Source organism: Binatus sp. (SeqCode) (assembly GCF_036522015.1).
Lineage (GTDB): Bacteria > Desulfobacterota > Binatia > Binatales > Binataceae > Binatus.
Map to the genome: position 1 here is coordinate 1 of NZ_DATDGQ010000166.1, position 26,196 is coordinate 26,196.

Annotated in this window: 26 protein-coding genes and 1 pseudogene; 16 read left to right on the forward strand and 11 right to left on the reverse strand. The window is 61.9% G+C overall.

All coding sequences use genetic code 11. The annotated features are described in order from the left end of the window. The 3 genes and pseudogenes from VIW95_RS06765 to VIW95_RS06775 form a co-directional block, all read left to right on the forward strand. Positions 1-1,035 (forward strand): annotated as a pseudogene (locus VIW95_RS06765) (hypothetical protein); the annotation flags it as partial. Between the two features lie 3 nt (positions 1,036-1,038). Beyond that, complete coding sequence (gene pgl, locus VIW95_RS06770) at positions 1,039-1,782, forward strand: 6-phosphogluconolactonase (protein WP_331584680.1); 744 nt, start codon at positions 1,039-1,041, stop codon at positions 1,780-1,782. A gap of 18 nt (positions 1,783-1,800) precedes the next feature. Beyond that, a complete protein-coding gene (locus VIW95_RS06775; protein WP_331584682.1) occupies positions 1,801-2,343 on the forward strand; it encodes a DUF2939 domain-containing protein in 543 nt (180 codons plus the stop codon). A gap of 169 nt (positions 2,344-2,512) precedes the next feature. Here the strand turns inward: VIW95_RS06775 and VIW95_RS06780 are convergent, their stop codons facing one another. Next, entirely contained in the window at positions 2,513-3,061 is a 549-nt protein-coding gene (locus VIW95_RS06780; RefSeq protein ID WP_331584684.1) for a hypothetical protein, read from the reverse strand. A gap of 368 nt (positions 3,062-3,429) precedes the next feature. Here VIW95_RS06780 and typA point away from each other — a divergent pair, with 368 nt between their 5' ends. The 10 genes from typA (at position 3,430) to tyrS (ending at position 14,474) form a co-directional block, all read left to right on the forward strand. After that, positions 3,430-5,277, forward strand: coding sequence for a translational GTPase TypA (gene typA / locus VIW95_RS06785; RefSeq protein WP_331584685.1), 1,848 nt, complete (start codon positions 3,430-3,432; stop codon positions 5,275-5,277). 60 nt (positions 5,278-5,337) lie between these two features. Next, positions 5,338-8,343: an AsmA-like C-terminal domain-containing protein gene (locus VIW95_RS06790; RefSeq protein ID WP_331584687.1), complete on the forward strand. Its 3,006-nt coding sequence runs from the start codon at positions 5,338-5,340 to the stop codon at positions 8,341-8,343. A 35-nt stretch (positions 8,344-8,378) separates the two neighbouring features. Continuing rightward, the gene (locus tag VIW95_RS06795; RefSeq protein WP_331584689.1) at positions 8,379-9,089 is read left to right on the forward strand and encodes a TIGR04282 family arsenosugar biosynthesis glycosyltransferase; all 711 of its coding nucleotides are present in this window, start codon (positions 8,379-8,381) and stop codon (positions 9,087-9,089) included. Positions 9,090-9,098: 9 nt separating this feature from the next. After that, positions 9,099-9,347 (forward strand): glutaredoxin family protein, encoded by a 249-nt coding sequence (locus VIW95_RS06800; RefSeq protein ID WP_331584691.1) that lies wholly within the window; start codon positions 9,099-9,101, stop codon positions 9,345-9,347. Between the two features lies 1 nt (position 9,348). Further along, positions 9,349-9,702, forward strand: a complete 354-nt coding sequence (gene cutA / locus VIW95_RS06805) for a divalent-cation tolerance protein CutA (RefSeq protein ID WP_331584693.1) — start codon at positions 9,349-9,351, stop codon at positions 9,700-9,702. Beyond that, entirely contained in the window at positions 9,657-10,730 is a 1,074-nt protein-coding gene (locus tag VIW95_RS06810; protein ID WP_331584695.1) for a Gfo/Idh/MocA family oxidoreductase, read from the forward strand. The genes cutA and VIW95_RS06810 overlap by 46 nt, the downstream gene beginning before the upstream one ends. A 7-nt stretch (positions 10,731-10,737) precedes the next feature. After that, positions 10,738-11,832, forward strand: a complete 1,095-nt coding sequence (gene hisC, locus VIW95_RS06815) for a histidinol-phosphate transaminase (RefSeq protein ID WP_331584697.1) — start codon at positions 10,738-10,740, stop codon at positions 11,830-11,832. 5 nt (positions 11,833-11,837) lie between these two features. Then, positions 11,838-12,527 carry an aminoacyl-tRNA hydrolase gene (pth, locus tag VIW95_RS06820; protein WP_331584699.1) on the forward strand — a complete coding sequence of 230 codons (690 nt, stop codon included), beginning with the start codon at positions 11,838-11,840 and terminating at the stop codon, positions 12,525-12,527. A gap of 165 nt (positions 12,528-12,692) precedes the next feature. After that, complete coding sequence (locus VIW95_RS06825) at positions 12,693-13,181, forward strand: hypothetical protein (protein WP_331584701.1); 489 nt, start codon at positions 12,693-12,695, stop codon at positions 13,179-13,181. Between the two features lie 93 nt (positions 13,182-13,274). Further along, entirely contained in the window at positions 13,275-14,474 is a 1,200-nt protein-coding gene (gene tyrS, locus VIW95_RS06830) for a tyrosine--tRNA ligase (protein ID WP_331584703.1), read from the forward strand. A 9-nt stretch (positions 14,475-14,483) separates the two neighbouring features. Here the strand turns inward: tyrS and VIW95_RS06835 are convergent, their stop codons facing one another. Beyond that, entirely contained in the window at positions 14,484-14,747 is a 264-nt protein-coding gene (locus VIW95_RS06835; RefSeq protein ID WP_331584705.1) for a hypothetical protein, read from the reverse strand. 71 nt (positions 14,748-14,818) lie between these two features. On the opposite strand from VIW95_RS06835, the gene VIW95_RS06840 reads away from it, so the two are divergent. Beyond that, entirely contained in the window at positions 14,819-15,661 is an 843-nt protein-coding gene (locus tag VIW95_RS06840) for an enoyl-CoA hydratase/isomerase family protein (RefSeq protein WP_331584707.1), read from the forward strand. 21 nt (positions 15,662-15,682) lie between these two features. Here VIW95_RS06840 and VIW95_RS06845 read toward each other — a convergent pair whose 3' ends face one another. Further along, positions 15,683-16,117, reverse strand: a complete 435-nt coding sequence (locus tag VIW95_RS06845) for a helix-turn-helix transcriptional regulator (RefSeq protein ID WP_331584709.1) — start codon at positions 16,115-16,117, stop codon at positions 15,683-15,685. A gap of 474 nt (positions 16,118-16,591) precedes the next feature. After that, complete coding sequence (locus tag VIW95_RS06850; RefSeq protein ID WP_331584711.1) at positions 16,592-17,059, reverse strand: hypothetical protein; 468 nt, start codon at positions 17,057-17,059, stop codon at positions 16,592-16,594. A gap of 189 nt (positions 17,060-17,248) precedes the next feature. Between VIW95_RS06850 and VIW95_RS06855 the strand changes: the two genes are divergently transcribed. After that, entirely contained in the window at positions 17,249-17,578 is a 330-nt protein-coding gene (locus VIW95_RS06855) for a gamma-glutamylcyclotransferase family protein (protein WP_331584714.1), read from the forward strand. Positions 17,579-17,868: 290 nt separating this feature from the next. Here VIW95_RS06855 and VIW95_RS06860 read toward each other — a convergent pair whose 3' ends face one another. Genes VIW95_RS06860 through nadA form a run of 6 tightly spaced genes read right to left on the reverse strand, consistent with a single transcriptional unit; the run spans position 17,869 to position 23,604 of the window. After that, positions 17,869-19,287, reverse strand: a complete 1,419-nt coding sequence (locus VIW95_RS06860; protein WP_331584716.1) for a sigma-54 dependent transcriptional regulator — start codon at positions 19,285-19,287, stop codon at positions 17,869-17,871. Beyond that, positions 19,259-20,764, reverse strand: a complete 1,506-nt coding sequence (locus VIW95_RS06865) for a sensor histidine kinase (RefSeq protein ID WP_331584718.1) — start codon at positions 20,762-20,764, stop codon at positions 19,259-19,261. Before VIW95_RS06865 ends, VIW95_RS06860 begins: the two co-directional genes overlap by 29 nt. A 31-nt stretch (positions 20,765-20,795) precedes the next feature. Next, positions 20,796-21,428: a DedA family protein gene (locus VIW95_RS06870; protein ID WP_331584720.1), complete on the reverse strand. Its 633-nt coding sequence runs from the start codon at positions 21,426-21,428 to the stop codon at positions 20,796-20,798. A gap of 2 nt (positions 21,429-21,430) precedes the next feature. Then, the gene (locus VIW95_RS06875) at positions 21,431-21,853 is read right to left on the reverse strand and encodes a CYCXC family (seleno)protein (protein ID WP_331584722.1); all 423 of its coding nucleotides are present in this window, start codon (positions 21,851-21,853) and stop codon (positions 21,431-21,433) included. 21 nt (positions 21,854-21,874) lie between these two features. Further along, positions 21,875-22,597: an NUDIX hydrolase gene (locus VIW95_RS06880; protein WP_331584724.1), complete on the reverse strand. Its 723-nt coding sequence runs from the start codon at positions 22,595-22,597 to the stop codon at positions 21,875-21,877. Beyond that, complete coding sequence (gene nadA / locus VIW95_RS06885) at positions 22,594-23,604, reverse strand: quinolinate synthase NadA (RefSeq protein ID WP_331584726.1); 1,011 nt, start codon at positions 23,602-23,604, stop codon at positions 22,594-22,596. Before nadA ends, VIW95_RS06880 begins: the two co-directional genes overlap by 4 nt. Before the next feature lie 409 nt (positions 23,605-24,013). Between nadA and VIW95_RS06890 the strand changes: the two genes are divergently transcribed. Then, positions 24,014-25,162, forward strand: coding sequence for an acyl-CoA dehydrogenase family protein (locus tag VIW95_RS06890; protein WP_331584728.1), 1,149 nt, complete (start codon positions 24,014-24,016; stop codon positions 25,160-25,162). A 49-nt stretch (positions 25,163-25,211) separates the two neighbouring features. Here the strand turns inward: VIW95_RS06890 and VIW95_RS06895 are convergent, their stop codons facing one another. Continuing rightward, positions 25,212-25,940, reverse strand: coding sequence for an alpha/beta fold hydrolase (locus VIW95_RS06895; RefSeq protein WP_331584730.1), 729 nt, complete (start codon positions 25,938-25,940; stop codon positions 25,212-25,214). Positions 25,941-26,196 lie beyond the last annotated feature (256 nt).

The following is a 26,196-nucleotide window of genomic DNA, read 5'->3' on the forward strand; positions in this document are numbered from 1 at the left end:
ATTCGAATGACGCACAGCTCCGCGGGATGCGTACGCGTCGAAGAAAATCTGGGGGTCAGCCTGGGAGCGGCTCTGGGAGCACTCAAGAAGGCGGGCCGCGACAAACTCACCTTCATCGTTTCGCCCGCCATCGGCGCGTTCGGGCTGTGGGTCGAGCAGTTGATCGCCGAGAGCACCGGCAAAAACGGCATCGCTATCGTCCCGGTTTGCGACGAGCCGGCGGTTGACGCGAAGTCCTACGCCAGGGACCGCGTGTTCGTTTACCTCAAGCTGGGCAACGGCGCCGATCGTGCGCAGGATGCGGCGTTCGAGACGATCAAGAAGGCCGGAATTCCGACCGTGCAGATCACCTTGTCGGATAAAATCGATCTCGGTGAGGAATTCATGCGCTGGGAGATCGCGTCGGTGACCGCCGCCGCCGTGATTGGCGTCGATCCGTTCACGCAGCCGGGCGTTCAGGAAAGCAAGGACAACACCGGCCGCATCCTCGCCGAGTTCGCACGCAGCAAAACATTTCCGGCGCCGTCGCCGCTCGCCGAGAAAGGCAAGCTCGCGCTTTTTTCCGCCGGCACTGCCGGCGACGCGTTAAAAGGCAAGCACGACTTTCGCGAAATTGTCGGCGCGTTCGTGAACCTTGCCAGGCCCGGCGATTACTTCGCCGCGATGGCGTACGTTTCGCCCAATCCGACCGTGGTTAAGGAACTCGCGACGATTCGCAAGGCCATCATCGACCGCTACGGCATCGCGACGACGTTTGGCTACGGCCCGCGCTGCTTGCATTCGACGGGGCAGTTGCACAAGGGCGGTCCGAACACGGGCCTGTTCCTGCAAATCACCCAGGAGCATCGCGACTCGATTCCCATCCCGGGTGCGTCCTACGATTTCGCGCAGCTGAACCAGGCGCAGTACCTCGGCGATTTCCAGTCGCTCGAACGGCACGGCCGGCGCGTGATTCGCGTGCATCTGGCCGGGCACGATCCGATCGGCGCGATCGAAGCGCTGCGCCAGGAAATCGTCGCGGCCATTGCCAGGTAATCTATGTCTGAACCGAAACTGATCATCCTCAACGACGCGCACGAACTCTACGTTCGCGCCGCCGAAGAAACTGCGCACATTGCCGGCGAGTCGATCTGCACCCACGGCGAGTTTACGTTCTGTCTCTCGGGCGGCTCGACCCCCGCCGCCACCTACGATCTGCTCGCGACGCGCTTCCACCTGAGCGTCGACTGGAAGGAAGTGCAATTTTACTGGGGCGACGAGCGATGCGTCCCGCCCGACAACGCCGAGAGCAATTACGCGATGGCGAATCGCACGATGCTCAGCAAGCTCGCGCTCCGGCCCGAACAGGTGCATCGGATGCGCGGCGAGGACCCACCGGCGAAGGCCGCGGCTGCCTACGAAGATGAACTGCGCAAACAATTCGGCCTTGGCGACGGTGAATTTCCGCGTTTCGATCTCGTGATGCTCGGGCTTGGCGACAATCGCCACACCGCGTCGTTGTTCCCGGGCGATCCCGCGATTCACGAAACGCAGCGCATGGTAGTTGCGGTCGAGGTCGCGGCCGAACCGCCCAGGCGTCTGAGCTTCACGCCGCCGGTGATCAACAACGCGCAGCGCGTGATGTTCCTGGTGTCGGGGCAGGGCAAGGCGGCGGCGGTGAAGGACGTGCTCGAAGGTCCGCGCGACCCCGACAAATTTCCCGCGCAGATCGTCGCGCCCCGCGACGGCGAGATCATCTGGCTGCTCGACAAGGCCGCCGCCAGTCTGCTTTCACCGCGCTGATCGGGCAGTATAGACGCAATGCGTTTCGTACTGCGCCATTTCACAGCGATCCTCATTCTTGCCGCCGTCGCCGGATGGGCGGTCTTTTACCTGCCGAACTCTCCGACCTGGGCGGTGCTCCGCCTCAAGCAGTCGATCGATGCGCGCGACGGCAACCAAGCCGCCAAGTACGTCGATTTTGAAAGCGTCGTGAAGAAGGCTGGCCACGAGATGGTGCAGAAGCAGGGCACCGATCCGCTGAGCGCGATGCTTGGTAACGCGGCGATTGACATGCTCTCCAAGCCGATGGCGCAGGTGGCGCAGGCCTGGGCAGTGAAGAAAGTCGATGACGGTGCGCGCGAGGTGCAGATGCCCGGCGCGGCGGTGGCGGGCGCGATCGTAGTGCTGCATCGGAACGGCGACACCGCAGCCACCGATTTCACCGACAACAAGGGACAGCGGTGGCGAATCCACCTGGCGCGCGGCGACGACGGCTATTGGCGCGTCACCGAGATCGAAGACGTCGAGCAGCTGCTCCAAAAACTCCAACGCAACCAGCCCATGGGCATGCCATCTCCGTAGGCCGGCGTTACGAGAATGTTTCGCCCGTCCTCGAACAGAAACATCTCGGGAATCAGCCATTCCGAAATGCTGTCGGAGGGGTTCGAGCGCTCCTAAAGCAGGAGTCTGAGCCGATGGAGCGGCCGATTCGCGCTAACGGCTCAAGATAACAAAAAGGGCCGCAGGCGCGTTACTTGCGCGGTTCGCCGGTGCCTTCGCTGCGCGTACCAGCGGCGGCAGCCAGGCGTTTGCGGATTTCCGCCAGCATGTCCTGATCGATCCATGCGCCGTGGCGCTGCGGACAAGCCATTCCGGCCAATCCGCCCGAGCCGGGAGTGATGGCGGCTTTGGCGGCGAGCCGGGCACCGCAATCCGGGCAATCGATCTCCTTGGGATGCCGATGGCGCATCTCTTCGACCAGCGCCCCGAGCTCGACGGCAACCTTTTCGCCCAACGACTCGTGATGAATAGCGGCCGCGTTCGCCAGTCGCGCCGCCAGTTGCATCAGCGCTTCCTCGTCACCCCACGCGCCGTGATGGTCGGGACAGGCCATTCCGCCAACGCCAATCGCGACCCGCGCGTCGAGCGTTTTTCCACATTGCGGACAATGTACCGGCTTCACGTACTTGCGCCGCAGCTTTTCCAGCAACTCAGCATCGCTTTGGCTGGCCCATTGATTCTCCCGCCCCCTCTCGACCTGATGGAGTTTGTCACCAAGACGGTCTTTTTCGTCGGCCATATTACTCCGTGTTCCCTTCAACGTTTGTCAAAATTCGACGCCCCTGATCATTTACCGGAAAGGAACCTTGCTCGAATCTTACCAAGGTCAGCCGAGTTCGTCATGAGCCGGTCAAGGTCCTTCGATTAGACACAGGACGCGCCAAGGCACCCAGATCAGCGCCATCAGGATTAGGGGGTGCGCGCTATCATTCAATATTTCTCCGGCACGAATTTTCTGCCGTTCAGCGAACCTTAGCTGCTGCGTTACGGGAATGTTTCGCCGACTGTTCGCGCACCTGCGTTTACTCTGCTTCAATCGACAGCTACAATAGATTTCGCGCGGGCGAACCTGAGGAGGCTCGGCCGCGTTTTAGCATTCATCACACAATGAGACGCCCAGACATAAGAAATTTAGCGATCGTCGCCCACGTCGATCACGGCAAAACCACCCTGGTCGACGCGATGCTGCGGCAGTCGGGCGTGTTCCGCGCCAACGAGCACGTCATCGATCGCGTCATGGATTCCAACGCGCTCGAGCGCGAGCGCGGCATCACGATCATGGCCAAGAACACCTCGATCCTGTGGGGTGAGACGCGCATCAACATCGTCGATACTCCCGGTCACTCGGATTTCGGCGGCGAGGTCGAGCGCACGCTCTCGATGGTCGACGGCGTATTGCTGCTGGTCGACGCTTGCGAAGGTCCGCTGCCGCAAACGCGCTTTGTGCTCAAGAAGGCGCTCGAGTGGAACCTGCCCGCGATTCTATGCATCAACAAGATAGATCGAGCCGACGCGCGTGCGCCCGAGGTGCTCGACGAGGTTTACGATCTGTTCATCGACCTCGGCGCCAACGAAAGCCAGCTCGATTTCCCGGTGCTCTACACCCAGGCTCGCGCCGGCACCGCGTCGCTCAAGCTCGACGTCCCGAGCGACAATCTGATCCCGCTGTTCGACGCGATCGTCGCCCATCTGCCCGGCCCCGAGGTCGATCCCGACGCCACGCTGCAATTCCAGGTTAATAACATCGACTACGACGACTACGTCGGCCGCCTCGCGGTCGGCAGAATCATCGCCGGCTCGATGACCGCGTCGCAGAATTATTCGCTGTGTCGGCGTGACGGCAAGACCGTCGTCTGCAAGGTCGCTCACATCTACGGATGGCAGGGCCTGACCCGCGTCGAGCGCAACACCGCCAGCGCGGGCGAAATTGTGATCGTCGCCGGCGTCGAGGACGTGGCGATTGGCGAAACGATCGCCGACCTCGAAAACCCGCGCCCGCTGCCGCCGATTCGGATCGACGAGCCGACCGTCGCGATGACCTTCTCGGTCAACAATGCGCCGTGGGCTGGCCGCGAAGGCGAGTTCGTCACCTCGCGCAAACTCGGCGAACGAATCGAATTCGAGGCGCGCCGCAACGTCAGCACTCGCGTCGAGCAACTCTCGCCTGAAGCGTGGCGCGTGATGGGCCGCGGCGAATTGCAGCTCGCCGTGATCGTCGAAACGATGCGCCGCGAAGGCTACGAGATGCAGGTCTCCAAGCCCACCGTCATCACCAAGCAGGCCGACGGCCAGGTCCTCGAGCCGATGGAGATGCTGGTCATCGACATCCCGTCCGAATGCATCGGCATCGTCACGCAGATGCTCTCGACGCGCAAAGCCAAGATGCGCACGATGGTCACCCACGCCAGCAGCCGCGTGCGCCTGGAGTACGACATTCCCGCGCGCGGCCTGATCGGCTTTCGCGGACGCTTTCTCGAAAGCACCCGCGGCAACGGCCTGATGAATACCCTGTTCAACGGCTACGCGCCGTGGTCGGGCACGATTCGCTCGCGCGCCAACGGGGCGATGATTTCCGATCGCGAGGGCGTCAGCACCCCTTACGCCATCTTCCATTTGCAGGAACGCGGTATATTCTTCGTCGGACCCGGCGAGCCGGTTTACGAAGGGATGATCGTCGGCGAGTATGCTCGTGAGATAAACTTGCCGGTCAACGTGTGCCGTGAAAAAAAGCTCAGCAATATGCGCGCGTCAGGCCACGACGAAGCGATTCGACTTTCACCCGCCCGCATCCCGACGCTCGACGCGGCGCTCGAATGGATCGACGAGGAAGAGCTGGTCGAAGTTACGCCCAAGTCGGTGCGGCTGCGCAACCGCGTCCTCAAGACCGGGCTCAGGAACAAGCATCGTGCGGGATACCTCGACGCGCCGCCGTCGGAGATGGCCGAGAGCAACTGATCGTTTCGTGATCCAGGCGGAGGGCGCAGCGTCGGACGTCGCGATGGCGTCGCGGCAATCATGAGACTGTTCCGAATCGCCGCGATTTCAGCGCTCATCCTGATAGTCCTGCTCGGCGGTTCCGCCGCGCTGATTCTTTTCAACCAGTCCCGCATCGTCGTTTACGTGCTGGCTTCGGTCCGCAACCGCACCGGCGTCGACATCATCCCGCGCGCCAGCTCGGTGCATCTCGGCACTCACCTGATTGTCGTTCTCGACCAGCCGCAGGTCATCGCCAACGGACATGAAATCGTCAAGCTGAAGTCGCTCCGCGCGATCGTCTCGTACCACTCCCTATTCACCGGCACCGGCCTCCCGCTATATCGGTTGACCGCGATCAGTCCCGAAATCACGCTTCCGGTAACCTCCGGCAACCCGGCCGCACTCTCGATTCCGCGCCCCGGGACCCCAACCATCGACGCGCTCCAGCAGGCATTGCACGCGCTGTCGCGAATTTGTTGGCGGGTCGAGGCGATCGACGCCACCCTGCGCTATGCCGACGGCGGCGATGTCGCCAACCGCGTTGGAATCGTCGCATACCGCACCCGCCACAATCCTTTCCGCTGGCTGCTCGGCTTCAGCGGCGCGCTGCTTAGCTCGCCCGTCCCCGGCGCGCGAATGAGCGGCAAGTTCAGTCTGGGCATCGGCAGTAATTCACGGCCGGGAGAATTTGCGCATGGCGAGCTGTGGACCTGGGACGTACCGCTGCAAGGAATCGAGGTCGAGGGCTTCTCGCTGGTCGGCACGATCGACAACACGATCAAGTTCTCGTTGCATGACGATGGCTCTGTGAGCGGTGATGCGGAAGCTGGCGCGGAGAAGCTGATGCTCAAAAGCGCACAGCTGCCGGCTCCGGAAGATCTGGGCGAATATTCCCTGCACGCCGCTTTCGAAATAACCGACGGCAAATATGAGATCACGAAGATCGTTTTGCGCCGCATCAACACCGCGGTGCTCTCCGGAGAAACCGAGCTGGTCGGCCCCAACAGCGACAAGCCGCTGCTCGGAATCCGCCTGCGCGGCTTTCGTTTTGACGCCGCCGAGGTCAAGCAGCGGCTGCTGTCCGTGCGCCGTCTGCCCGCGGATTTTACCGATATGCTTCGTCGGCTCGGACCCGGCAAGGTCACGGTTGGCGAGGCGACGCTGAGCGCCGCACTTGACGAGATCAAGACCGCGCCGCTCGACACGATTCGCAAAAACCTCGTGGTGAGCGGCACCGTCGAGAATGTCGGCTTCACGATTCCCGTCGAGACGAAACTGCCGCCGGTCACAAATCTGAGCGCCCAGCTTCGTTTCTCCAAGGGCTTGCTCACGATCTCGCAGGGTACCGCGAAATTCGGCAACTCCGCGGTCCACGACCTGGCCGCCAGCGCCAACATCGGCAAAGGAGTCGAGGGCGCCGACTACAAGACCAACCTCAGCGTCAGCGCCGACCTCGACGAACTCTACCCGGCCATCGCCCGGTTCCTCGACGTTTATCAACTGCGCGAACGCGATCGCCTCCAGCGCTTGAGTGGCCACGTCGAAATAGTCTCAACCGCATCCGGCAAGTTGAGCGTCAAGACCCTCGTTCCGCCCAAAGACTACCAGGTCCGCGCTGAAGCCATCGGCGCCGTTCTCACCATCAAGGGTTCGCCCGGCCCCCTCAAGGTTTCGCGCGGCGCCGTCGTTATCGATCCGGCGTCGATCAAATTCGACAATGTGATGGTGGCCGCGACGGGCGGCAATGCGACCCTCGACGGCACCGTGAATTTCACGAACCAGGGCGTCGCTGTGCACGATCTGACGCTGGGCCTTCACGACTTCCCGTCGCAGTTGTGGTTGACCCTCCTCGTCGATCCGTCCGACTTCAGCGTCACCGGACCGATTGGCGGCAAGGTCGTTGTCAACGGCAATCCCAGCGCTCCCGGCGGCTTGACCCCCGAAGGCAAACTGACGCTGGCCAATGGCAATGTGAAATTCAATTTCCTGCGTTCGCCGATCGTCGTCCAGGGCTCGACGCTTACGATGCATCGCAAGCAGGTCATCCTCGCGATGCCGGGCTCCAAGCTCGAGAACCAGGCCATCGATTTCCGCGTCTCCGTCGCCGACTACACTCATCCCTCGATTCGTATCGACGCCACCGTGCAGAAACTCGATCTCGAGGTGATGAAGTTTGTGCGGATGCCGTGGTCGCCCGCCACACCGCCGATCAATTTTCCGATTCCATGCAGCGGGCACATCGAAGCGCGCGCCGGAAACCTTGCCGCCTTTCAGATGACCGACCTCAAGACCGATTTCACCCGCGATCCCGCCGGCGATTGGCGCGTTTACAACATGAGTGCCACCGCCTATCGCGGACAGATGAAGCTCGAGATCGTCGGCCGCGCGCCAGACAACTGGATCCACATCATGGGCAGCGCCACCGACATGGATCCCGCACCGCTGTTCATGCTGAGCGGCAAGAACAAGCAATCGCCGTTGCTGGGCCATCTCTTTCTCGCCACCGATTTGTGGGCCAACACCGACACCAATTTCTTCGAGACGCTCGCCGGCGACTTGACCGTCACGGTCCGCGACGGAACCCTCAACAAGTTTACCCTTCTTTCGCGCCTACTCAGTTTTATCGACATCAAGAATTGGCTCAGCGCGCAAATTCCGGACCCACGCGTCGCCGGTGTCCCGTTCAAAACGCTCTTCACCGACTTCAAGGGCAGCGGCGGTCTCTTCTACACCGACAACTTCGCACTGAAGGGCCCCGTGATGGACATTACGGCGAGCGGCAGCATTCAGTTCGGCGCTGGCACTCTCGATATGGAGGTCGGCATGTTTCCGTTCGACACCGTCGATTGGGTCTTGAACCACATTCCGCTGATCGGCGAACGCATTGGCGCTGGCACCGGCAAACTGGTCGCCGCGTACTTCCATGTCAAAGGTCCGGTAAGCGATCCATCGATCCTGCCAAAACCGATTACGTCGGTGGCGAACTTCATCATAAAAACGCTCGGGATGCCGATAAACATAATTCGCCCCAACACGATCAAGTGAGCCAGTGAAAAGTGAAAAAGTGAAAAAGTGAAAAAGTGACGAAGTCGCGGCCAGCGCTAATCGTATTTTGCCGCGAGCCCATCGAGCATCGATCAAAGACCAGGCTGATTGGCGCCCTGACCCCCGCCGCCACAGCCGCCTTGTCCGACGCGTTCATTCGCGACGCGCTCGCCAAGGCGGTCTCGCTCCGTCCCTCCCGCATCGTCATCGCCGCGAGCGCACCTGGCGGAGCCGAGCGCAGCAAATATTTCCGGCGTCTGGCCCGGCAATCTGGCGCCGAACTGATTGATCAAGGAAACGGCTCGCTCGGACGCCGGATGGCGCGCGCACTCGAACCGTTTTCATCCAACGGCGCGCTCTTAATCGGCACCGACACACCTTCGCTCCCGGCCGCGCTGCTCGACGCCAGCCTTCATGCACTTCGCCGCAATCGGGTCGTGATCGCGCCCAGCCTCGACGGCGGCTACTACGCAGTCGGCGTGCGCGGCGCGATGCCCCCGATTTTCACCTCAATCCGATGGGGTAGCCGCAACGTCTTCGCTTCAACCATCTCGCGTCTCGAGCGAGCCGGCCTTCCGTACGCGCTCGGCCCGGCGTGGTACGATGTAGATCGCTGGCCCGACGTGATGCTGCTGGCCGCTCACCTGCGACTGGCGGCGCGATCTCGCCGGCGCAACGGCTCGTCGCCGTGTCCCGCGACCGAGTCCGTCCTCATGCGGCTTGGAGTCCTCCCGCACGATCGCTAGAGTACCCCGGTGATCGAGCTGATTCTCTACACCCGAAACGACTGCGAGCTGTGCCACGAGATGGAAGCGGTGATTGCGGCCGAACTGCCGAAATTCGACGCGCACATTCAGCGCATCGAGATCGACGGCGATCCCGGACTTGAGGCCCGCTTCGGAACCGAAGTCCCCGTTCTGTTTGTGAACGATCGCAAGGCCTTCAAATATCGATGCACTCCCGCGGAATTGCGCCAACGCCTGGCGCGCGAGGCCAAGACCTGAGATGCCCGCACGAACTCCTCACAAGATGCGCGTGATCTTCGTGACCACCGAAAGCGAAGAGCAGGCGGTCGAGATCGCGCGCACTCTCGTCGCCGAACGGCTGGCGGCATGCGTCAACATCGTCGGGCCGGTTCGCTCGATCTATCGATGGCGCGACGACGTCAAAGACGATCGCGAGTATCTCCTGATCATCAAGACGCGCGCGCTGCTCTACATGAAGGTCGAGACGCGCGTTCGCCAGCTGCATACCTACGAAGTGCCCGAAGTCCTCGCGTTGAACGCGGATCGCGGCTCGCCTCCGTACATCCAGTGGATGCTGGACTCGACCGGCCCGCCGCGCGGTCACCGCCGATGATCAGGATTGCGATTGCTGGCGCTGGGGCGATTGCCGAACGCGCGCACGTTCCTGCGCTCGCGGGCGTCGCAGAAGCACAAATCGTCGCGATCCAAACCCGCACCGCCGCCAAGGCCGAACGCATTGCGCGAACTCTCGCTATCGGGCCAAAGGTCTACTCCGATTTCGACGAAATGCTGTCGCGCGAGCGTCCCGATGCAGTCGGAATCTTCACACCAAATAATTTGCACTGCGAATTTACGCTCAAGGCCCTCAACGCGGGCGCGCACGTGCTCGTCGAGAAGCCGATGGCTCCAACCGCCGCCGATGCGCGTAAGATGGTCGATGCGGCCGCCAAAGCCGGTCGCGTGCTGATGGTTGCGATGCAGCGGCGCTTCGGCGGAATCGAGCGCGCGATCAAGGAGGCCCTCACCAGCGGCGCAATCGGCAAGCCGAATTTCATTCGCGCGCGGCTCTCGCACGGCGGACCTCACTTGTGGGCGCCGGGACAGAATTGGTTCACGACGGCTTCCGAAGCCGGCGGTGGCGCGATGCTCGATCTGGGCGTCCACGTCGCCGATCTCGCCATCTGGTTCATCGGCGAGCTCGACTCCGTCTCGGGACAGGTCGGAACTCTAGCCAAACAAATCGAAGTCGACGACACCGGCGCGATGATTCTGCATTTCAAGTCGGGCGCGCTCGGCGTCGTCGAGGCGAGCTGGAGCAGCCTGCCGCCGCTGTCGGCGATCGAGATTTACGGTAGCGAGGGCAGGGTGATGGCCGGTTACCCCCGCAACGACATCTCGATTCTTAAATCCGACGGCACACCGGCGCCAGGCTTCTCGCGCGAGGACGTGATGAGTCGCTTCGATCCTCGCGACCTGCTCGCGCCGTCTCGAGCGCTCGCCGAAAACTTCATCGCCGCGATTCAAGGACGCGCGCAACCTTCGCCCGACGGCATCGACGGACTGCGCGCGGTCGAAGCGATCGATGCTTGCTATCGTTCATCGCGCACCGGTACTCGAATCAAGCTGCCGCTCGATTCATAATTCATCCATGTTTCGCGAATCGATCAAAAACATGGCAGCCTATCGGCCCGGCGAACAGCCGCGTCCCGGCCAGCGCCTGATCAAACTCAATACCAACGAAAATCCATATCCGCCGTCGCCGCGGGTCCGGCGCGCGGTTGCGAAAGTGATGGCCGGGTCTGCGCTTCGACTCTATCCAGCGCCGCGCGCCGACGAATTCGTCGCGAGCGCCGCGAAACTCTACTCGATTCCGCAAAGCATGATCCTCGCCGGCAACGGCTCCGACGAATTACTCGCGATGGTATTTCGGGCGACGCTCGGTGAAGGCGACACCGTCGCGTATCCGGTCCCGACCTATTCGCTCTACGACACCCTGGCGCTCGTGCAGGAGGCGCGAATCCTTCACTTCCCGATAAGCGGCGGCTTCACCTTGCCGCTCGACGCGCTCGCCGACGCGCGCGCCAATCTCACGATCGTCTGCAGTCCCAATTCGCCGTCGGGCATCCTGACTCCGGCGCGTAAACTGGCCGTGCTGGCTAAACGCCTCGACGGCAGATTGCTGGTGATCGACGAGGCCTACGTCGACTTCGCCGATGAGAACGCACTAGGCCTCGTCCGGCGGCATCGCAACGTTATCGTTCTGCGAACGCTGTCGAAGTCTTATTCGCTGGCCGGGATGAGGCTGGGCCTCTGCTTTGCGCATCCGACGGTGATCGACGCGCTTATGAAGGTCAAGGATTCGTACAACCTGAGCAGGATTGCGCTGGCTGTCGGAGCCGAAGCGCTGCGCGACGCTGCGTGGATGCGCCGCAATGTCGCTACTGTGATACGAACCCGCGCTCGTACTGAGGCGCGTCTGCGCAAGCTTGGCTTCGAGGTCCCGCCCTCGCAGGCCAATTTCGTTCTCGCGCGGATACCGGGGCGCGACATGGCGCCCGTCACGCGCGGCTTGCGCCGCGCCGGAATCCTGGTCCGGCACTTCGCGACGCCGATGCTGCAGGATGCGCTCAGGATCTCGATCGGAACTCCGGCCGAGATGAATGCGTTGTTCAGGGCGCTCGAGCCGTTGCTCCGCGCAACTCCATCGAAGTCGAAACGCCGCGTTCGCGCGCGAGCCGGCTGAACTCGATGGCGGCGATCAAGCGTCTGTTCGGCGGCTTCCGTTCATCGCGCGCCAGGAAATCCGACTCCGACTCGCATTCATCGATTCAATGGGTGGTGGCCGGCCTCGGAAACCCCGGCGAGCAATACTCGCGCTCGCGCCACAACTCCGGCTTCATGACAATCGACCGAATCGCGAAAACCAAAGGCGTCGAGCTGAGCCGGCGCAGATTCAAAGGCGTCACCGCCGAAATCACGCTGGCCGAAAAGCCGGTGCTCCTGGTCAAACCACAGACGTTTTACAATCTAAGCGGTGAGTGCGTTTCCGATCTCCTCGGATATTTTAAAATTACCTCGGATCGCTTGATCGTGGTGCATGACGAGCTCGACCTCGAAGCCGGCCGCATCAGGATCAAGCAAGGCGGCGGTGACGCCGGCAATCGCGGCGTGCGCTCAATCGCGGAATCTCTCGGAACGACGAATTTCATCCGCGTAAGAATCGGTATCGGCCGGCCGCCGGGATTTAACGAAGAAATCGAGATGGAGCCCGGCCGCCGGCCGAAGACCGAGGAAAATAAAGATTACCTGCTGCGCCCGATGACCGCCGCCGAACGCCAGGTTCTGACGCCGCTCCTCGATCGCGCCGCCCTCGCGGTCGAAACGATCGCGGCGCTTGGACTCGAAGCCGCGATGAATCGTCACAATCAGCGCGGCTAGAGTACATTGAGCGACTCTCCCGCTAGTAACAGTTTGTGTCGAAATATAATCATTCTGTTGACAAATCCGCGGGAGCCGCGCTAGAGCATGGAACATTGGAGCTCTCGTCAATGCATACGCGGCGTGCGCCCTCATAAATCTACATTCGAGGGGTAGGGGCAACCCATGTTTAACGAAACCAAAACCCGCTTCAGGAGAGCGGAGGAAGCGCTGCGCTTTTATTTCCGTCTGCGCGAGCTGCTCCACAGCGGGCGGACCAGGCGCCTGGTGGCGGACGAGCTGCCCGCCGATGCCTGCACCGCCGCCACCACCGCGATCGACGACTACCAATGCATCGGATGGTGCATGCGAGGTCTCGACGAAATCTCGTTGTGGCTGCTCAGCGAGCTCTACGGTCCCACCTGCTTCGGCGTGCATCGGCGAACCTTCTCGCATGCGCGTCAGGCTGGCAAGATCGAGTTCCCGCAGCACGAGTTTCGCCTGCGCGAGGTTGGCTTGATCCACGAGCACGCACTCGGCGTTGTACGACGAGGACTGCGCGAACTTGGCATGATCCCCGGCCGTCAAGTGAAAAGCGTGCGCGAACGCCGCGGGATGATGCCCGTTGGCAAGCGCGCGCTGCTGCAGGGCGATCGCGCCGCCGAACGGGGATAGCTCGCCGGGGCGAGCCGCGAATCTGCGGCGGGCTATTCCGCGCCGTCAAAATTCCTGTACGCTTGAGAACCACTGCAACTCGGGCGAACGGAATTGGCTAAGCGGACCGCGAACGAAAATCAGGCGAAGGAACAGGCTGCGGCACTTGCCCGCGGCGCCGCTGAAGTTATTTCGCCGGCCGAGCTCGCGGCAAAAATTGCGCTCGGCCGGCCGCTCAGGATCAAACTCGGCATGGACCCCACCGCACCCGACTTGCATCTCGGTCACAGCCTGACGCTCAAGAAGCTGCGCGACTTTCAGGATGCCGGCCACACCGTTATTTTCCTGATCGGCGATTTCACCGCGATGATCGGCGATCCCACTGGACGCTCCGAGACGCGCAAGCCCTTGTCGCGCGACGAGATCGAGCGCAACGCCCAGACCTATCGCGAGCAGGCGTTCAAGATTCTCGATCGCGAGCTCACCGAAGTCCGCTTCAACAGCGAATGGATGAATGGCGTGAACGTGGCCGAGCTGATCAAGATTGCGGCGACCTTGAGCGTCGCCCGCCTGCTTGAGCGCGACGACTTCGAAAAGCGTCTCGCTGCCCAGGAGCCGCTGTTCCTCCACGAGCTGCTGTATCCCGTCATCCAGGCTTACGATTCGGTTGCGCTGAAAGCGGATCTCGAGATTGGCGGCACCGATCAAAAATTCAACATGCTGGTCGGCCGCGACCTGCAGCGCCATTTCGGACAGGATCCGCAGGCCGTGATGACGATGCCGCTGCTCGAAGGTCTCGACGGCCTGCGCAAAATGTCCAAGTCGCTCGGCAACTACGTCGGCCTGACCGACCAGCCCGAGGATATGTACGGCAAGCTGATGTCGGTGCCCGACAAGCTGATGGTTCGATACTACGAGTTGCTGACGGTCGCGACGCCCGAAGAGCTCGCGGCGGTGAAGTCAGGCGCGATGCATCCGATGGAAGCGAAGAAGCGCCTCGCCCGCACCTTGGTCACCGAATACCACGGCGCGCCCGCCGCAACTCGCGCCGAGGAATACTTCGAGAGCAAGCATCAGCGCCGCGAAGTTCCCGCCAGCGCGCAGGTCTATCGAATCGCCGAGGACCTGTGGATTTGCGAGCTGATGAAGCAGCTGCAGTTCACGCCCTCGACCAGCGAGGCGCGCCGCCTGGTGAGCCAGGGCGCGGTGCGGGTGGACGGCCGCACCATAACCGACGTGAATTTTCGCTTCGTTCCGGGGGAGCACAAGGTGCTCGAGGTGGGCAAGCGCCGGGTCGCGCGAATCGAGCCATGACGCGGACGGCTAGTCGCCTTTATCCTTCTCAGCCAGCGCCACCGCCTCGCGCAGCTTTTCCATCGTGCGCCCGAGCGCCTTGGTGTAGCGCTGCTTGGTCCAGGCCTCCTTGGTCCGCATCTTGAGCCATCCAAGCTTCACCGCGTCGGGCTTGTTGCCCATCTCGCCGGTGGAAACCTCGATGATCGCGCGTTCTTCAGTGTTGAGCGAGTCGAGCACTTCGCGCTTGAGGTTCTGCAGAAATCCGGACTTGAGGTCGATGTCGATCTTCATCGAAAATGCACTTCTGACATATGAGCCTAAACCATCGCGTGCTACTCCTCAACGATCCAGGGAGAAAAACCATGAAACATTTTGCCGTCGAGCAGCACGAACACGTTCAAGTCTGGACCATCAGCAACCCGCCCATGAACTATATGACCGCGCCCATGTCGCAGGAGTTGCTCGAGCTCCTGGGACGCGCCGAAAACGATGCCAACACCCGCGCGATTGTTCTCACCGGCGGCGTCGACGGAAAATTCATCACCCACTACAGCGTCGACGAACTGGCCGCGATGGCGGAAGATCCCGCGGCCTGCGCGCAGACCTTTCCCGCCGCGTCGGCCGGGTTTCATCGCATGCTCGACCGGGTCATGTTGATGCCCAAGGCGGTCATCGCGGCGATTAACGGCGACTGCATGGGCGGTGGCTACGAACTAGCGCTGGCGTGCGACTTTCGTCTTGCGGCCGACGGCCCTTACCAAATAGGACTGCCCGAAGCGGTGTTCGGAATCTTGCCCGGCGGCGGAGGTACCCAGCGTTTGCCGCGGCTGATCGGGCGGGGCAGGGCGCTCGAGGTGCTGATGTTCGGCAACGTCTACAGTCCTCGCGACGCCGAGAAGATGGGAATGGTAAACCGCGTGCTCGCGCCCGACAAGCTGATGCCCTTTGCAATGGAATGGGCGCGCACCCTTGCCAGCCGCCCGCCGCGGGCCGTCGCTGCGATCAAGCGCGCGGTTTACCTCGGCGCCGATCGCGATCTCGAATCCGGCCTCTACGTCGAGCGGATGGAGATGACGCAACTGATGTGCTCGCAGGACGCGCGAACGATAATGACCGCCTACAACGACGCAGTCGCGCGCGATCCGATGGCCGCCCGCGGCGAGTTCCTCAAGGGTGTAGGCGTGCCGCCGGCCAAGGGCACTTGAGAATCTGAAACGCGGGCGCGACTACTCTTCGTCAACCGCCTGGCGAATCGCGTTCAGGATAAACAGGTACTGATTCGGCCTCGACACTCGGCCGAGCATGTTCACGTTCTTCAGCACCCTGAGTTCCTGCTCCGTGACCTTGTGACGCGCCAGCGTCCCGCGATCTCCGGCAAACCTGCGCCACGAATCTTCGCGCCGCTGGGTGGGCGACGCCTCGCGACGCTCACCGACGATCCACTGCGCCTCCGGATGCGCCAGCAGGAACAGCCGCCGCTTGTCGAGCTCGAGCGTCTCCGCAATCCGCGACAGTAGCGACAGGGAAGGCCGCCGCCGTCCGTTTTCGAGATATGCGACGTGGCTGGCCTTGACGCCAAGTTTCTTTGCAAGTTCGCGTTGAGTATAGGCGTAAGCCCCGCGCCGCTGTTTGAGGACCTGACCAAGCGTTTCTTTTTTCATAGGTCGTATTCCGCCACCCGTGCCCATCGCAGTTTTAGGTCGTGGATATTACCGGTCAGATGGCGCAGTCTCTGGCCGATCGGTAGTAAGGTGCCAAAATCGAGCCCGCACAATTTCCGCGGTTCCCGTTGCAGCCTGTTTCATGCGCCATAATTCCGGGGCGCGGCCCTTCGTGCCTGGATTTCAGATCTCTTCGGCTACTATTCATACGCCTGAGCGTTCGTTCAGGTGTCAACGCAGACACCAACAGTCTCACACTTATGAACATAAAGTCCACACCGACAGCACACCGCGAACCAAAAGCTAAAAAACTGAGCAGGTAGTCGCGGTTGGCCGCAACAATTAGACTCTGATTGAGGCACTATGAGTTAGCGGAGAACGACAAAGTTTCCTGTCTGCGTTATTTCGACGATCCGCGAAAGGCCCGCGCAAAATGGCAGCTTCGCCTCTTTCCAGCGCGCCCCGACAATCGGACTAACCAGATGACGGCGGAGGAAGATTTGGCTTCTCGCAGACAGCGCCAGTTGCGCAACTTAGACCCGCGCCAAAATAAACGACGCCCGCTTTCACCGGATAGAACAGGTAGTCCAGCGGTGTCTCAATCGGATCGAACTTCTGCGGCGGCCCTGACGCTACGGCCTCCTCATGCGCTTGCTGCTCGACCTTCAGCTTGGTGTTGGTCTCGACATCCTGCACGCTCGCCAGCCGCTCGTCGGATCCGAAGATCGCCGCCTTGCCCGGCTCGAGCCAGACGTAACGCAGCACGCTCGCACCGCTGTGGTTGGGATCCGCGATGTTGTCCTTCAGGTCGGGCTCGCCCATCGACTGCACCGTTTGATCCGGTGTCATTCCGGGACTCAACGTCCCGGTCTTGACCGTCGAGCAGCCGACAACCGACATTGCGAGCAGCCCAACTGCCGCGCTCGCGAGAAAAGTTCGCATGGTGATCATCGATAACTCAAGCCTCATCTCGCGTTAACATACCGGAGACATCCCAAACAATCGACCGTGGCGCCTGACGCTCGCTCACTTTGTTGCGGACGAATTTACAATGCTTGGCGCCGGTTCCACAATCGCCATCCAGGGTAAATCTGCGTAATCTGCGTAATCGAAGGACCGGGATTCGACCACATGAACGACGACCAGCTCCTCTTCGTCTATGGCTCGCTGCTGAATTCCGCCAAGCGCGTGATGCTGCTGGGCCGTTCGATAAACGCGAGCCCCGCCCGCCTCCCCAAGTACGCGCGCGGCCGCAAGCGCTTCTACTTCGTCGCGAAACAAGCCGACGCCATCACCGAAGGCGCCATCCTCGAAGGCCTGACGGCGCGCGATTTGACGATACTCGACGAATACGAAGAAGTGCCGACGCTCTACACCCGCGAACGAATCGAGGTAGTCGCCACCGACGCCCGCAAAATCGAATGCTGGATTTACCTACCGACTGGTTGGGCGACAGACTGATCCTGATTTACCTCTCCCTTCGGGAGAGGACGCGCCTCCGGCGCGGGTGAGGGCGCTGGCATCGAGCTGAATGCGAGCGCCCTCACCCGTGCGCGCGACACAAGTGTCGCCGCACGACCTCTCCCGAAGGAGAGGTAAATTCCCGCAGCCCTATCCCCCAAGAACCTCAGAGCAAAAGGGCGTCCTCGCCATTTTGCGATTTCTTATCACTGGGTGCAGGGCTCAGCCCTGCCGAAGGAAGCGTGAAACCCACCGCGGGTTTCACATTTAATAAAGTGGCCTCTTCCCTCCTACTTGACCTCCGGCGGCGCCGCCTTCGGCTGCTCCCCGCGCTTCAACCCGAACTTGTCGATCCGATATTGCAGCGTCCGATAACTCATCGCGAGCATCTTCGCTGCCTTCGCGATCACCCAGTCGTTGCGCTCGAGCGCTTGCAGAATCGCGTCGCGCTCGAACGTCTCGAAATTGAAGCCCTCGCTCGGAATCTCGTATTTTTCGCCGCGCTGGCGCTCTCCGCTGCGCCCCGGCGTCTTGCGCGAGAGAACTTCCTGCGGCAAGTCGCGCGGCGTTACCGTGTCGCCTTCGCACAGCAGGATCGCCCGCTCGATCGCCGACTCGAGTTGCCGCACGTTGCCCGGCCACGAGTAGTCGAGCACTACCTCCATCGCCTCGCGTCCAATCTCTTTCACGCGGCCTTCCGCCAGATGCCCGAACTTGGCGAGCGCGTGATTCGCCAGCAGCGGGATATCGCCGCGCCGGTCGCGCAGCGGCGGCAGCGTCACCGTCACCACGTTGATTCGGTAGTACAAGTCCTCGCGGAACCGCCCCTCGCCGACTTCCTCGACGATATTGCGATTGCTCGCCGCCACCAGCCGCACGTCGATCCGAAACGAATCATTGCCGCCGACGCGCCTTAACTCCTTCTCCTGCAGCACGCGCAGAATCTTCGCCTGCATCCCCTGCGGCAGGTCGGCGATCTCGTCGAGAAACAGCGTGGACTTGTCCGCGCTCTCGAACAGTCCAATCTTGCGCTCGGTGGCGCCCGTGAACGCGCCGCGCTCATGCCCGAACAGTTCGTTTTCGATCAGGTTCTCCGGAATCGCCGAGCAGTTGATCGCGACGAACTGCCGTCCCGCGCGCGGCGACAACCGATGGATCGCCTTGGCCACGATCTCCTTGCCGGTCCCGCTTTCGCCCTGGATCAGCACCGTCGAATTCGACGGCGCGACCCGCCGCACCAGCCGGATCACTTCCTGGATCGCGGGATCCTGCCCGATGATGCCCTCGATCTCGAAGGTGCCCTCGAGTCGCCGTTTCAGCAGCTGATTTTCCTGCTGCAGATTCGCGAACTCCGCCGCCTTCGCGACCCGCGTCACCAGCTTCTCGCGATCCGTCGGCTTCTCCAGGTAGTCGAACGCACCCGCCTTCATCGCCTGCACGACGCTGTCCGTCGATCCGTGCGCCGTCAGCACCACCACCTGGCTGCCCGGATACGCGCCGCGCACTTTCGCGAGCAGCTCCTCGCCCGACATCCCCGGCATCATCAGGTCCGTCAGCACGACGTCGAAGCGCGACAGCGCCAGCAGCTCGATCGCGCGCTTGCCGACCGCCGCTTCTTCCACCGCGAAGCCTTCTTCGCGCAGCGTGTCCGCGGTTATCTGTCGTTCCAGGTCGTTGTCTTCAACGACCAGTACTGAGGCCTGCGTCATGATTGTGTCCGTTTACTACCGCGCTCGGCGGAAAGGTGAAAGTCAAGGTGGTTCCGTGTCCGTCCGGATTCGGTCCGATGTCGATTGTGCCTCCGTGCGTCTCGACGATCGCCTTCGACAGAAACAGCCCAAGCCCGATCCCGTCGCGCTTGGTGGTGAAGAACGGGTCGAACACGTGGCCCGCGACTCCCGCTTCGATCCCCGCGCCGGTGTCCGAAAAACTGATCACCATCGACCCGTCGCCATCGATCCGCCGAAATCCGATTCTCATGGTGCCGCCTTCCGGCATCGCCTGGATCGCGTTGGCGACCACGTTGATAAAACAGGTGCGCAGCTTCTCCGCGTCCACCTTGAGGATCGGCTCCGCCTCGTTGCATTCCTCGATCAACTCGATTCCCTGGCTCTTCATTTTCGATTCCGACAGCGCGACGACTTCATCCACCAGGTGATGCACGTCGGTTGGCGCCGGGAAAATCTCGATCGGCTTGCCGTAATGCAGAAAGCTCTGCACCATCTCCGATAGCCGATGCATCTCGTCCTTCATGATTCCGAGCTGCCGCAGGAACGCTTCGCGGTCGTTCGGCTGCTGCGGCGCATAGCGCGCGCGGAGCTGATCGAGCGCAAGGCTGATGAAGTTCAACGGGTTCTTGATCTCATGCGCCAGGCCGCCCGCCAGTTGCCCCAGCGCCGTGAACCGCTCCAACCGGTTCAGCTCCTGCTCCCGCTCGCGCGCCCGTCTGAGCTGCCCGACCATGTCGTTGAAGCTGCGCGTCAAAAGCCCAATCTCGTCGCGTCGATGCGCCTCCGGCACCGGCTCCAGGCCGCGCGCCGCAATATTCTGCGCCGCGTTCGCCACCGCATGGATCGGCTTCACGTAACGGTCGGCCAGGATGTACGCGAACACCAGTCCGATCGCGAAAATCGCGAACGCGATCATCAGCTCGCGCGTCCGGCTCTCCTCCAGCGGCTTCGCGAAGTCGCCGAAATTCGCCACCACCTGCACGTAACCCAGCAGATGGTCTTCGACCTCGACCGGAATCAGGTACACCGTTGTCTCCGGCGCAAGGCCGAGCTTGCCGGGCGGAATAGTCAGCAGCGTTTCGGGATGCCTTAGTTGCTCGGGTGTCAGCCATTCCGCCTGCTTCGGACGCAGCGCTGCCCCGATCAGATGTGGATTCGAGCTGTTGAGGATCAGGTTCTCGCTGGACGCGATCGACACTTCGAGCCCTTGGGTGTGCAGGTTGTCGACATATTGATGAAGCTGATCGCGGTCGGTGTCGCGCACCGCGGTCAACTCCTGCACGCCTATTTGAATTACACGCGCCAGGTCCTTGACCCGCTCCTGCGTCGTCGCGACGATTTCCGCCTGCGTGCCGAGACTCACCCACACCTCCGCGCCCAGCGTCAGCGCGAGCAGGCCGACCACCAGCACGATCAGCTTCGCCTTGAGGTTAAGCGCTGGAAAGTATGATTCCATTTTCGATATCGGCGCGCGGGCGGCGCGCAAATTATTCGGGCAATCCGCTCTTTTCAGCCGGTACCGGCTCGACAGTCTTCCGCAGCACCAGCATCCGCGTCCCGTAAACCGCAAGGCTCAGAACTGCGACGACCAGGATAAGCCGCTCGAAGCCGCCGATATATTTGACCAGCATCTCGAGCTGCTTGCCGAATACATAGCCGAGCGTCACCACGATCGGCACCGATATCAGCGCCCCCAGCAGATCGTAGAACAGGAACACGCTCGGCCGCACGCCGAACGATCCCGCCGACAAATAGACCAACGCGCGCAGACCCGCCAGGAAGCGTGCGTAAAAAATCGCGCGATGCCCATGGCGCTGCATGAAGCCCTGGATCCGCTCGATCTGATGCTTCCGGCCCGGCCGCCCGATTGAAAAGTAACGCACCAATCCCGATCCGAAACGCCGTCCCATGAAAAACAGCGAGTTGTCTCCCGCCACCACTCCGAACAGCGACACCGCCAGCGTGATCGGATAGCGCGTGACCCCGCGATGCACCAAATAGCCGCCGGCCAGCAGCGCCACGTCTTCAGGTATCGGCAATCCAAGTCCGCACAACATCAGAACCACGAACAACCCAAGATAGGTGAAATGTTCGATGTACGCGGAGATCAGTCCGACCAAGCTCAGCCCCCGTGCGAGTAGCGCGCCCGCAGCGCGTCGCGGATTTGTTCGATCGCCATCCCCCGGCCCGCCATCGACTCGGCATCGCGCGCCTCGCCGCAGCAGATCGCGCAGGTGCTGCCGTGCGTATCGCGAAAACAGTCGAGCAGATTCTTGTGCCCGTCCGTCTTGTCGCATCCGCAGTAGCAGTGCAATTGCGCGAGCAGCGCAGGATCCTTCTCCGCTACCTCGTACGCCTCGCGCACCGGGCCCTGGAAATTCGCCGGATCCAGCGTGATCCGCAATTTTGCCGCCGGATCGCCCGATGCGGCCATCTGCTTGTCGGACGGCTGCGAACTGTTCGAAATGTAAGCCGCGGAAGCGATCGCCACCACCAAAATGACGGCAACGGCAAGTGCGACGATTCCGTTGATGCCCTTGAACATAACTCTCCCTGCGGCCCGAAATTATAGCATCTCGATGAACCTTAGGCTTTGATTCGCGAAACTGTATAGAGCGGCCGGCCGATGCGGTCCGCGGCGCGTATGCGGCAGCCGTTTCAGCATCCCCATCGCCAGGATGCTGCGCCGAAAATTCCGCCGATCCAGCGGACGCCCCAGGATTAGCGAGTACAGCTCCTCGAACTCGGCGAACGTGAATTCCCGCGGCAACAACGCATACGCGATGTTGGTGTACTCGAGTTTCGACTTCAGCCGCTTCACGGCGTAAGCCGCCATCAGCGAATGATCGTATGCAAGTTGCGGCAAGCGCGTGACTTCGTACCACTTCCCGTTCGCATATTTCTCGCAAGACGCGCTGACCGCCTGCGCATCGGGAATCAGCGCCATGTACGCGACCGACACCACGTGCGCGCGCGGGTCCCGCGACGGATCGCCAAACGTGAACAACTGCTCGAGGTAGGCGCCGCGCAATCCCGTCGAATCTTGCAGCTCGCGCCGCGCCGCGTCGTCGAGCAGCTCGCCCACTCGTACCAGCCCGCCCGGAAACGCCCACCGCCCGCGCCCCGGCCCGCGCCGTAACTCGACCAGGTACGTCTGCAGGCGTCCGTCGTTGATCGCGAACAGCACCGTATCGACCGCGACCATCGGCCGCGCCAGCTTTTCCCCAGTGGACCGGGTCGCCTCAGTGGGGCGGGCCGCCGTGCCCGCCATCTGTGCGTTCGCGCTCACACGCTTAGCTCGAGCATGCGCTCGAGCGCCCGTTTCGCGCCCACCCGCACGTCTTCGGTCAGTTCGATTTCGTACCGCAGATGGCGCAACGAATCGAGCGTCCCCTCGAGCGTGATCATCTTCATGAACCGGCATAGCTTGCACGCCTTGTAAAAATGCTTGTCGGGTATCTCCATCAGCAGCCGATCCGACAGCCCGCATTCCGTCACCACCAGGAATTTATCCGCGTCGCTGCTCTTCGCGTATGCGACCATCGCGCTGGTGGACAGCACCGCATCCGCCAGCGCCAAAACGTCGCGCCGGCATTCCGGATGCGCAATCACCTTGATCCCGGGAATCGCGCGCTTGACCTTGTTCACCTCGTCCGGAGTTATCTGATGATGCACATAGCAGTTGCCGTCCCACGAAATTACCCGCTTCTTCGTCTGCGACTGCACGTAATTCGCAAGATTCTGATCCGGCACAAACAAAACATTCTGCGAGTCGATCCTTTCGACGATCTTGGCAGCATTCGCCGACGTGCAGCACGCATCCGACAACGCTTTTACATCCGCCGTGCAATTGACGTAAGACACGACTTTCAAATCCGGATAAATCTTGAGGAGCTCTTCCTTGCGCTCAGCCAACGCCTCCGCCGTCACGCTATCCGCCAGCGAGCACCCGGCTTTTAGATCGGGCAACAGCACCATGCGCTCAGGATTGAACACCTTCGCCGTCTCCGCCATGAAATGCACGCCGCAAAACACGATCACGTCCGCGTCCCGCACGTCGCGCGCATTGCGCGCCAGCTCCAACGAGTCGCCGATAAAATCCGCAACCTCGAAAATCTCCGGCCGCTGGTAATTATGCGCCAGGATCACCGCGCGCCGCGCTTTCTTAAGCTCGCGAATCTCCGCAATCATCCCGGCATACCGCTCGCAAGTCTCAGCCGTATAACTCTCATTCCCCAGCACCGCCAACTTCTCCCGCAGCGCAGTAGCATCAATCGCCGTCTCTACAGCTTCCATCACAATCTTTCCTCAATAGTCCCGATACTTTGCGTCAATCTGACACATACCCCACCCTACATCCCGATGCAACCCGATTTCCATTCGGCCGGATCGCTCATTACCTCTACCCTCGGGAGAGGTCGGCGTGAGTCCGCGAACGGCGGGTGAGGGCGCAAGCATCCAGCTCGATACTCGCCAGCTCACTTTCTTCTGTCATCCTGACGACCTGAGCAACGCGAGGGGAGGAAGGACCTCGGACAGCTTCGCGCACGCGAAGCCGGTTCCGGTCTCCGAAAATCGCGCAGCGCTCCCTTTCCAATGCCGCCGCCAGAGCATCAGCCGTTGTGCCGAGACAAGGGCTTATGCGTAATCTTCAAAGAACCTGACGAAGCCATGACAACGAGCTCAACAATCAGGAGCCAAACCAATGGATGAAGCACTCGAGCGCGAAATCGTCACCGCCGTCCGCCGCTTCGTCGACCGCGACGTCATCCCCAACGCCTCCGCCCTCGAGCATCGCGACGAATACCCGCATGCGATGGTCGCGACGATGCGCCAGCTCGGCCTCTTCGGCGCCACCATCCCCGCCGACTTCGGCGGCCTCGGCCTCAGCTTCCAGACCTACGCGCGCGTGATGGAGGAACTGTCGCGCGGCTGGATGTCCCTCGCCGGCGTCATCAACAGCCATCTCATCATGGCCTATGTCATCGCCAACCACGGTACCGACGCGCAGAAAAAATACTTCCTGCCTGCGATGGCGCGCGGCGACAAGCGCGGCGGCCTCGCCCTCACCGAGCCGCACGCCGGCAGCGACGTGCAGTCGATTCGCACCACCGCCGTCCGCCGCGGCGACGACTACATCCTGTCCGGCTCCAAGATGTTCATCACCAACGCGCGCCACGGCACGATGCTCGCCGTGGCCGCCAAGACCAATCCTCACGCCGAACCCGCTTACGCCGGTATCAGCATGTTCGCCGTCGAGAAATCCGACCGCGGCCCCACCGTCAGCCGCAATCTCGACAAGCTCGGCTACAAAGGCATCGACACCTGCGAAGTCCTCTTCGACGACTTATCCGTCCCCGCGACAAATCTGATCGGCGGTGCGGAAGGCTCCGGCTTCAAACAAGTGATGAGCGCGCTCGAGGTCGGACGCATCAACGTAGCCGCACGCGCAGTGGGAGTAGGGCAGGCCGCCTTCGAAACCGCGATCCGCTACGCGCAACAACGCACCGCCTTCGGCAAACCCATCTGCCAGCATCAGGCAGTCCAGCTGCTGCTCGCCGACATGGCGACGCGCGTCGAAGCCGCGCGCCTGCTGGTCGCCAACGCCGCCCGCAAAAAAGACGCTGGCGAACGATGCGACGTCGAGGCCGGCATGGCCAAGCTCTTCGCCTCGGAAGCCTGCGCAAAAATCTCGCTCGATGCGATGCGCGTCCTCGGCGGCTACGGCTTCATGGCCGACTTTCCGGTCGAGAGATTCTATCGCGACGCCCCCCTGATGATGATCGGCGAAGGCACCAACGAAATCCAGGCCCTGGTAATCGCCCGCGGCCTCCTCGCGCGCCACGCCATCTAGATTTTTCCCTTCCCCCTGGGGAAGGGGTTAGGGGTTAGGTCGCTGGACGTTACTCCACCGCCAACTCATGCAGCGCCCGCGCGCATTCCACCGGACGCGTAAACATCACCTCGTGCCCACTCTTCACGAACTTGAGCGTCGGATTCCTCAGCCTGCTTGAAAAATACGGATGCCAGTTCAGTGCGCCAGCAACCGGCGTCTGATCGTCCTCGCAAACGATATAGCTGCTCGGAATTCCGGTAGCGAAGTAGGGCGCCATCGCCACCGGCGTCATCAGCGGCGCGATCGGCTGCAACCCCAACGCCGACAGCACGTATTCCTTCACCGCCGGGGCCATGTCGTTACTGAGCCCATCGAGAAATTCCTTCCCCATCATCTCGATCGGAATCGATCGCTCCGGCGCTGAGTCTGCTGCTGCCGCCAACGGCGACGTCGCCGGATCCACGATCGGCTGCCCATCGAGCGCTACCAGCGCCGTGACCCATACCACGCGCTTTATCCGCGACGGAATCTTCGCCGCGACGCCGGGAATCGTGAGCCCGCCCAGGCTATGCCCCGCGAGCACGACCTTCTTCAAATCGTGCCGCTCGATAAACTCCGCAACGCTATCGACATAGCTCTGCAGTGTAACCTTCGATCGATCCGCCCGATTCATCCCATGCCCCGGCAAGTCCACGGCATAAGCCCTATCCCCAAGCTTCTCTAACTGGTTGATAACCGCCGCCCAACACCAAGCCCCATGCCAGGCGCCATGCACCAAAACAAAAGTCTCCGCCATTTTCTTTCTCCTTGTATTACCTCTCCCCTCGGGAGAGGACGCGACTCCGTCGCAGGTGAGGGCGCCCGCATTCAGCTCGATGCCATCGCCCTCACCCGTGCGCGACACACAGTGTCGCCGCACGACCTCTCCCGAGGGGAGAGGTGAGAGCCAGGATTCTTCGCTCCGCTCAAGAATGACACAAGAAAAAAGGAACCTGAGAGCAAAATGGCGTCCGCGCCATTTTGCGATTAATCCTAAGGTGCAGGGGTTACCC

Excerpts from the sequence above, each read along its gene's own strand:
- VIW95_RS06895 (WP_331584730.1), bottom strand. The coding sequence starts at position 25,940 with ATGGCGGAGACTTTTGTTTTGGTGCATGGCGCCTGGCATGGGGCTTGG.
- pth (WP_331584699.1), top strand. The coding sequence starts at position 11,838 with ATGGCGGCGATCAAGCGTCTGTTCGGCGGCTTCCGTTCATCGCGCGCC.
- VIW95_RS06850 (WP_331584711.1), bottom strand. The coding sequence starts at position 17,059 with ATGCGAACTTTTCTCGCGAGCGCGGCAGTTGGGCTGCTCGCAATGTCG.
- VIW95_RS06775 (WP_331584682.1), top strand. The coding sequence starts at position 1,801 with ATGCGTTTCGTACTGCGCCATTTCACAGCGATCCTCATTCTTGCCGCC.
- VIW95_RS06875 (WP_331584722.1), bottom strand. The coding sequence starts at position 21,853 with ATGTTCAAGGGCATCAACGGAATCGTCGCACTTGCCGTTGCCGTCATT.
- hisC (WP_331584697.1), top strand. The coding sequence starts at position 10,738 with ATGTTTCGCGAATCGATCAAAAACATGGCAGCCTATCGGCCCGGCGAA.
- VIW95_RS06845 (WP_331584709.1), bottom strand. The coding sequence starts at position 16,117 with ATGAAAAAAGAAACGCTTGGTCAGGTCCTCAAACAGCGGCGCGGGGCT.
- VIW95_RS06825 (WP_331584701.1), top strand. The coding sequence starts at position 12,693 with ATGTTTAACGAAACCAAAACCCGCTTCAGGAGAGCGGAGGAAGCGCTG.
- typA (WP_331584685.1), top strand. The coding sequence starts at position 3,430 with ATGAGACGCCCAGACATAAGAAATTTAGCGATCGTCGCCCACGTCGAT.
- pgl (WP_331584680.1), top strand. The coding sequence starts at position 1,039 with ATGTCTGAACCGAAACTGATCATCCTCAACGACGCGCACGAACTCTAC.
- VIW95_RS06860 (WP_331584716.1), bottom strand. The coding sequence starts at position 19,287 with ATGACGCAGGCCTCAGTACTGGTCGTTGAAGACAACGACCTGGAACGA.
- cutA (WP_331584693.1), top strand. The coding sequence starts at position 9,349 with ATGCCCGCACGAACTCCTCACAAGATGCGCGTGATCTTCGTGACCACC.
- VIW95_RS06790 (WP_331584687.1), top strand. The coding sequence starts at position 5,338 with ATGAGACTGTTCCGAATCGCCGCGATTTCAGCGCTCATCCTGATAGTC.
- VIW95_RS06890 (WP_331584728.1), top strand. The coding sequence starts at position 24,014 with ATGGATGAAGCACTCGAGCGCGAAATCGTCACCGCCGTCCGCCGCTTC.
- nadA (WP_331584726.1), bottom strand. The coding sequence starts at position 23,604 with ATGGAAGCTGTAGAGACGGCGATTGATGCTACTGCGCTGCGGGAGAAG.
- VIW95_RS06840 (WP_331584707.1), top strand. The coding sequence starts at position 14,819 with ATGAAACATTTTGCCGTCGAGCAGCACGAACACGTTCAAGTCTGGACC.
- VIW95_RS06780 (WP_331584684.1), bottom strand. The coding sequence starts at position 3,061 with ATGGCCGACGAAAAAGACCGTCTTGGTGACAAACTCCATCAGGTCGAG.
- VIW95_RS06865 (WP_331584718.1), bottom strand. The coding sequence starts at position 20,764 with ATGGAATCATACTTTCCAGCGCTTAACCTCAAGGCGAAGCTGATCGTG.
- VIW95_RS06835 (WP_331584705.1), bottom strand. The coding sequence starts at position 14,747 with ATGAAGATCGACATCGACCTCAAGTCCGGATTTCTGCAGAACCTCAAG.
- VIW95_RS06855 (WP_331584714.1), top strand. The coding sequence starts at position 17,249 with ATGAACGACGACCAGCTCCTCTTCGTCTATGGCTCGCTGCTGAATTCC.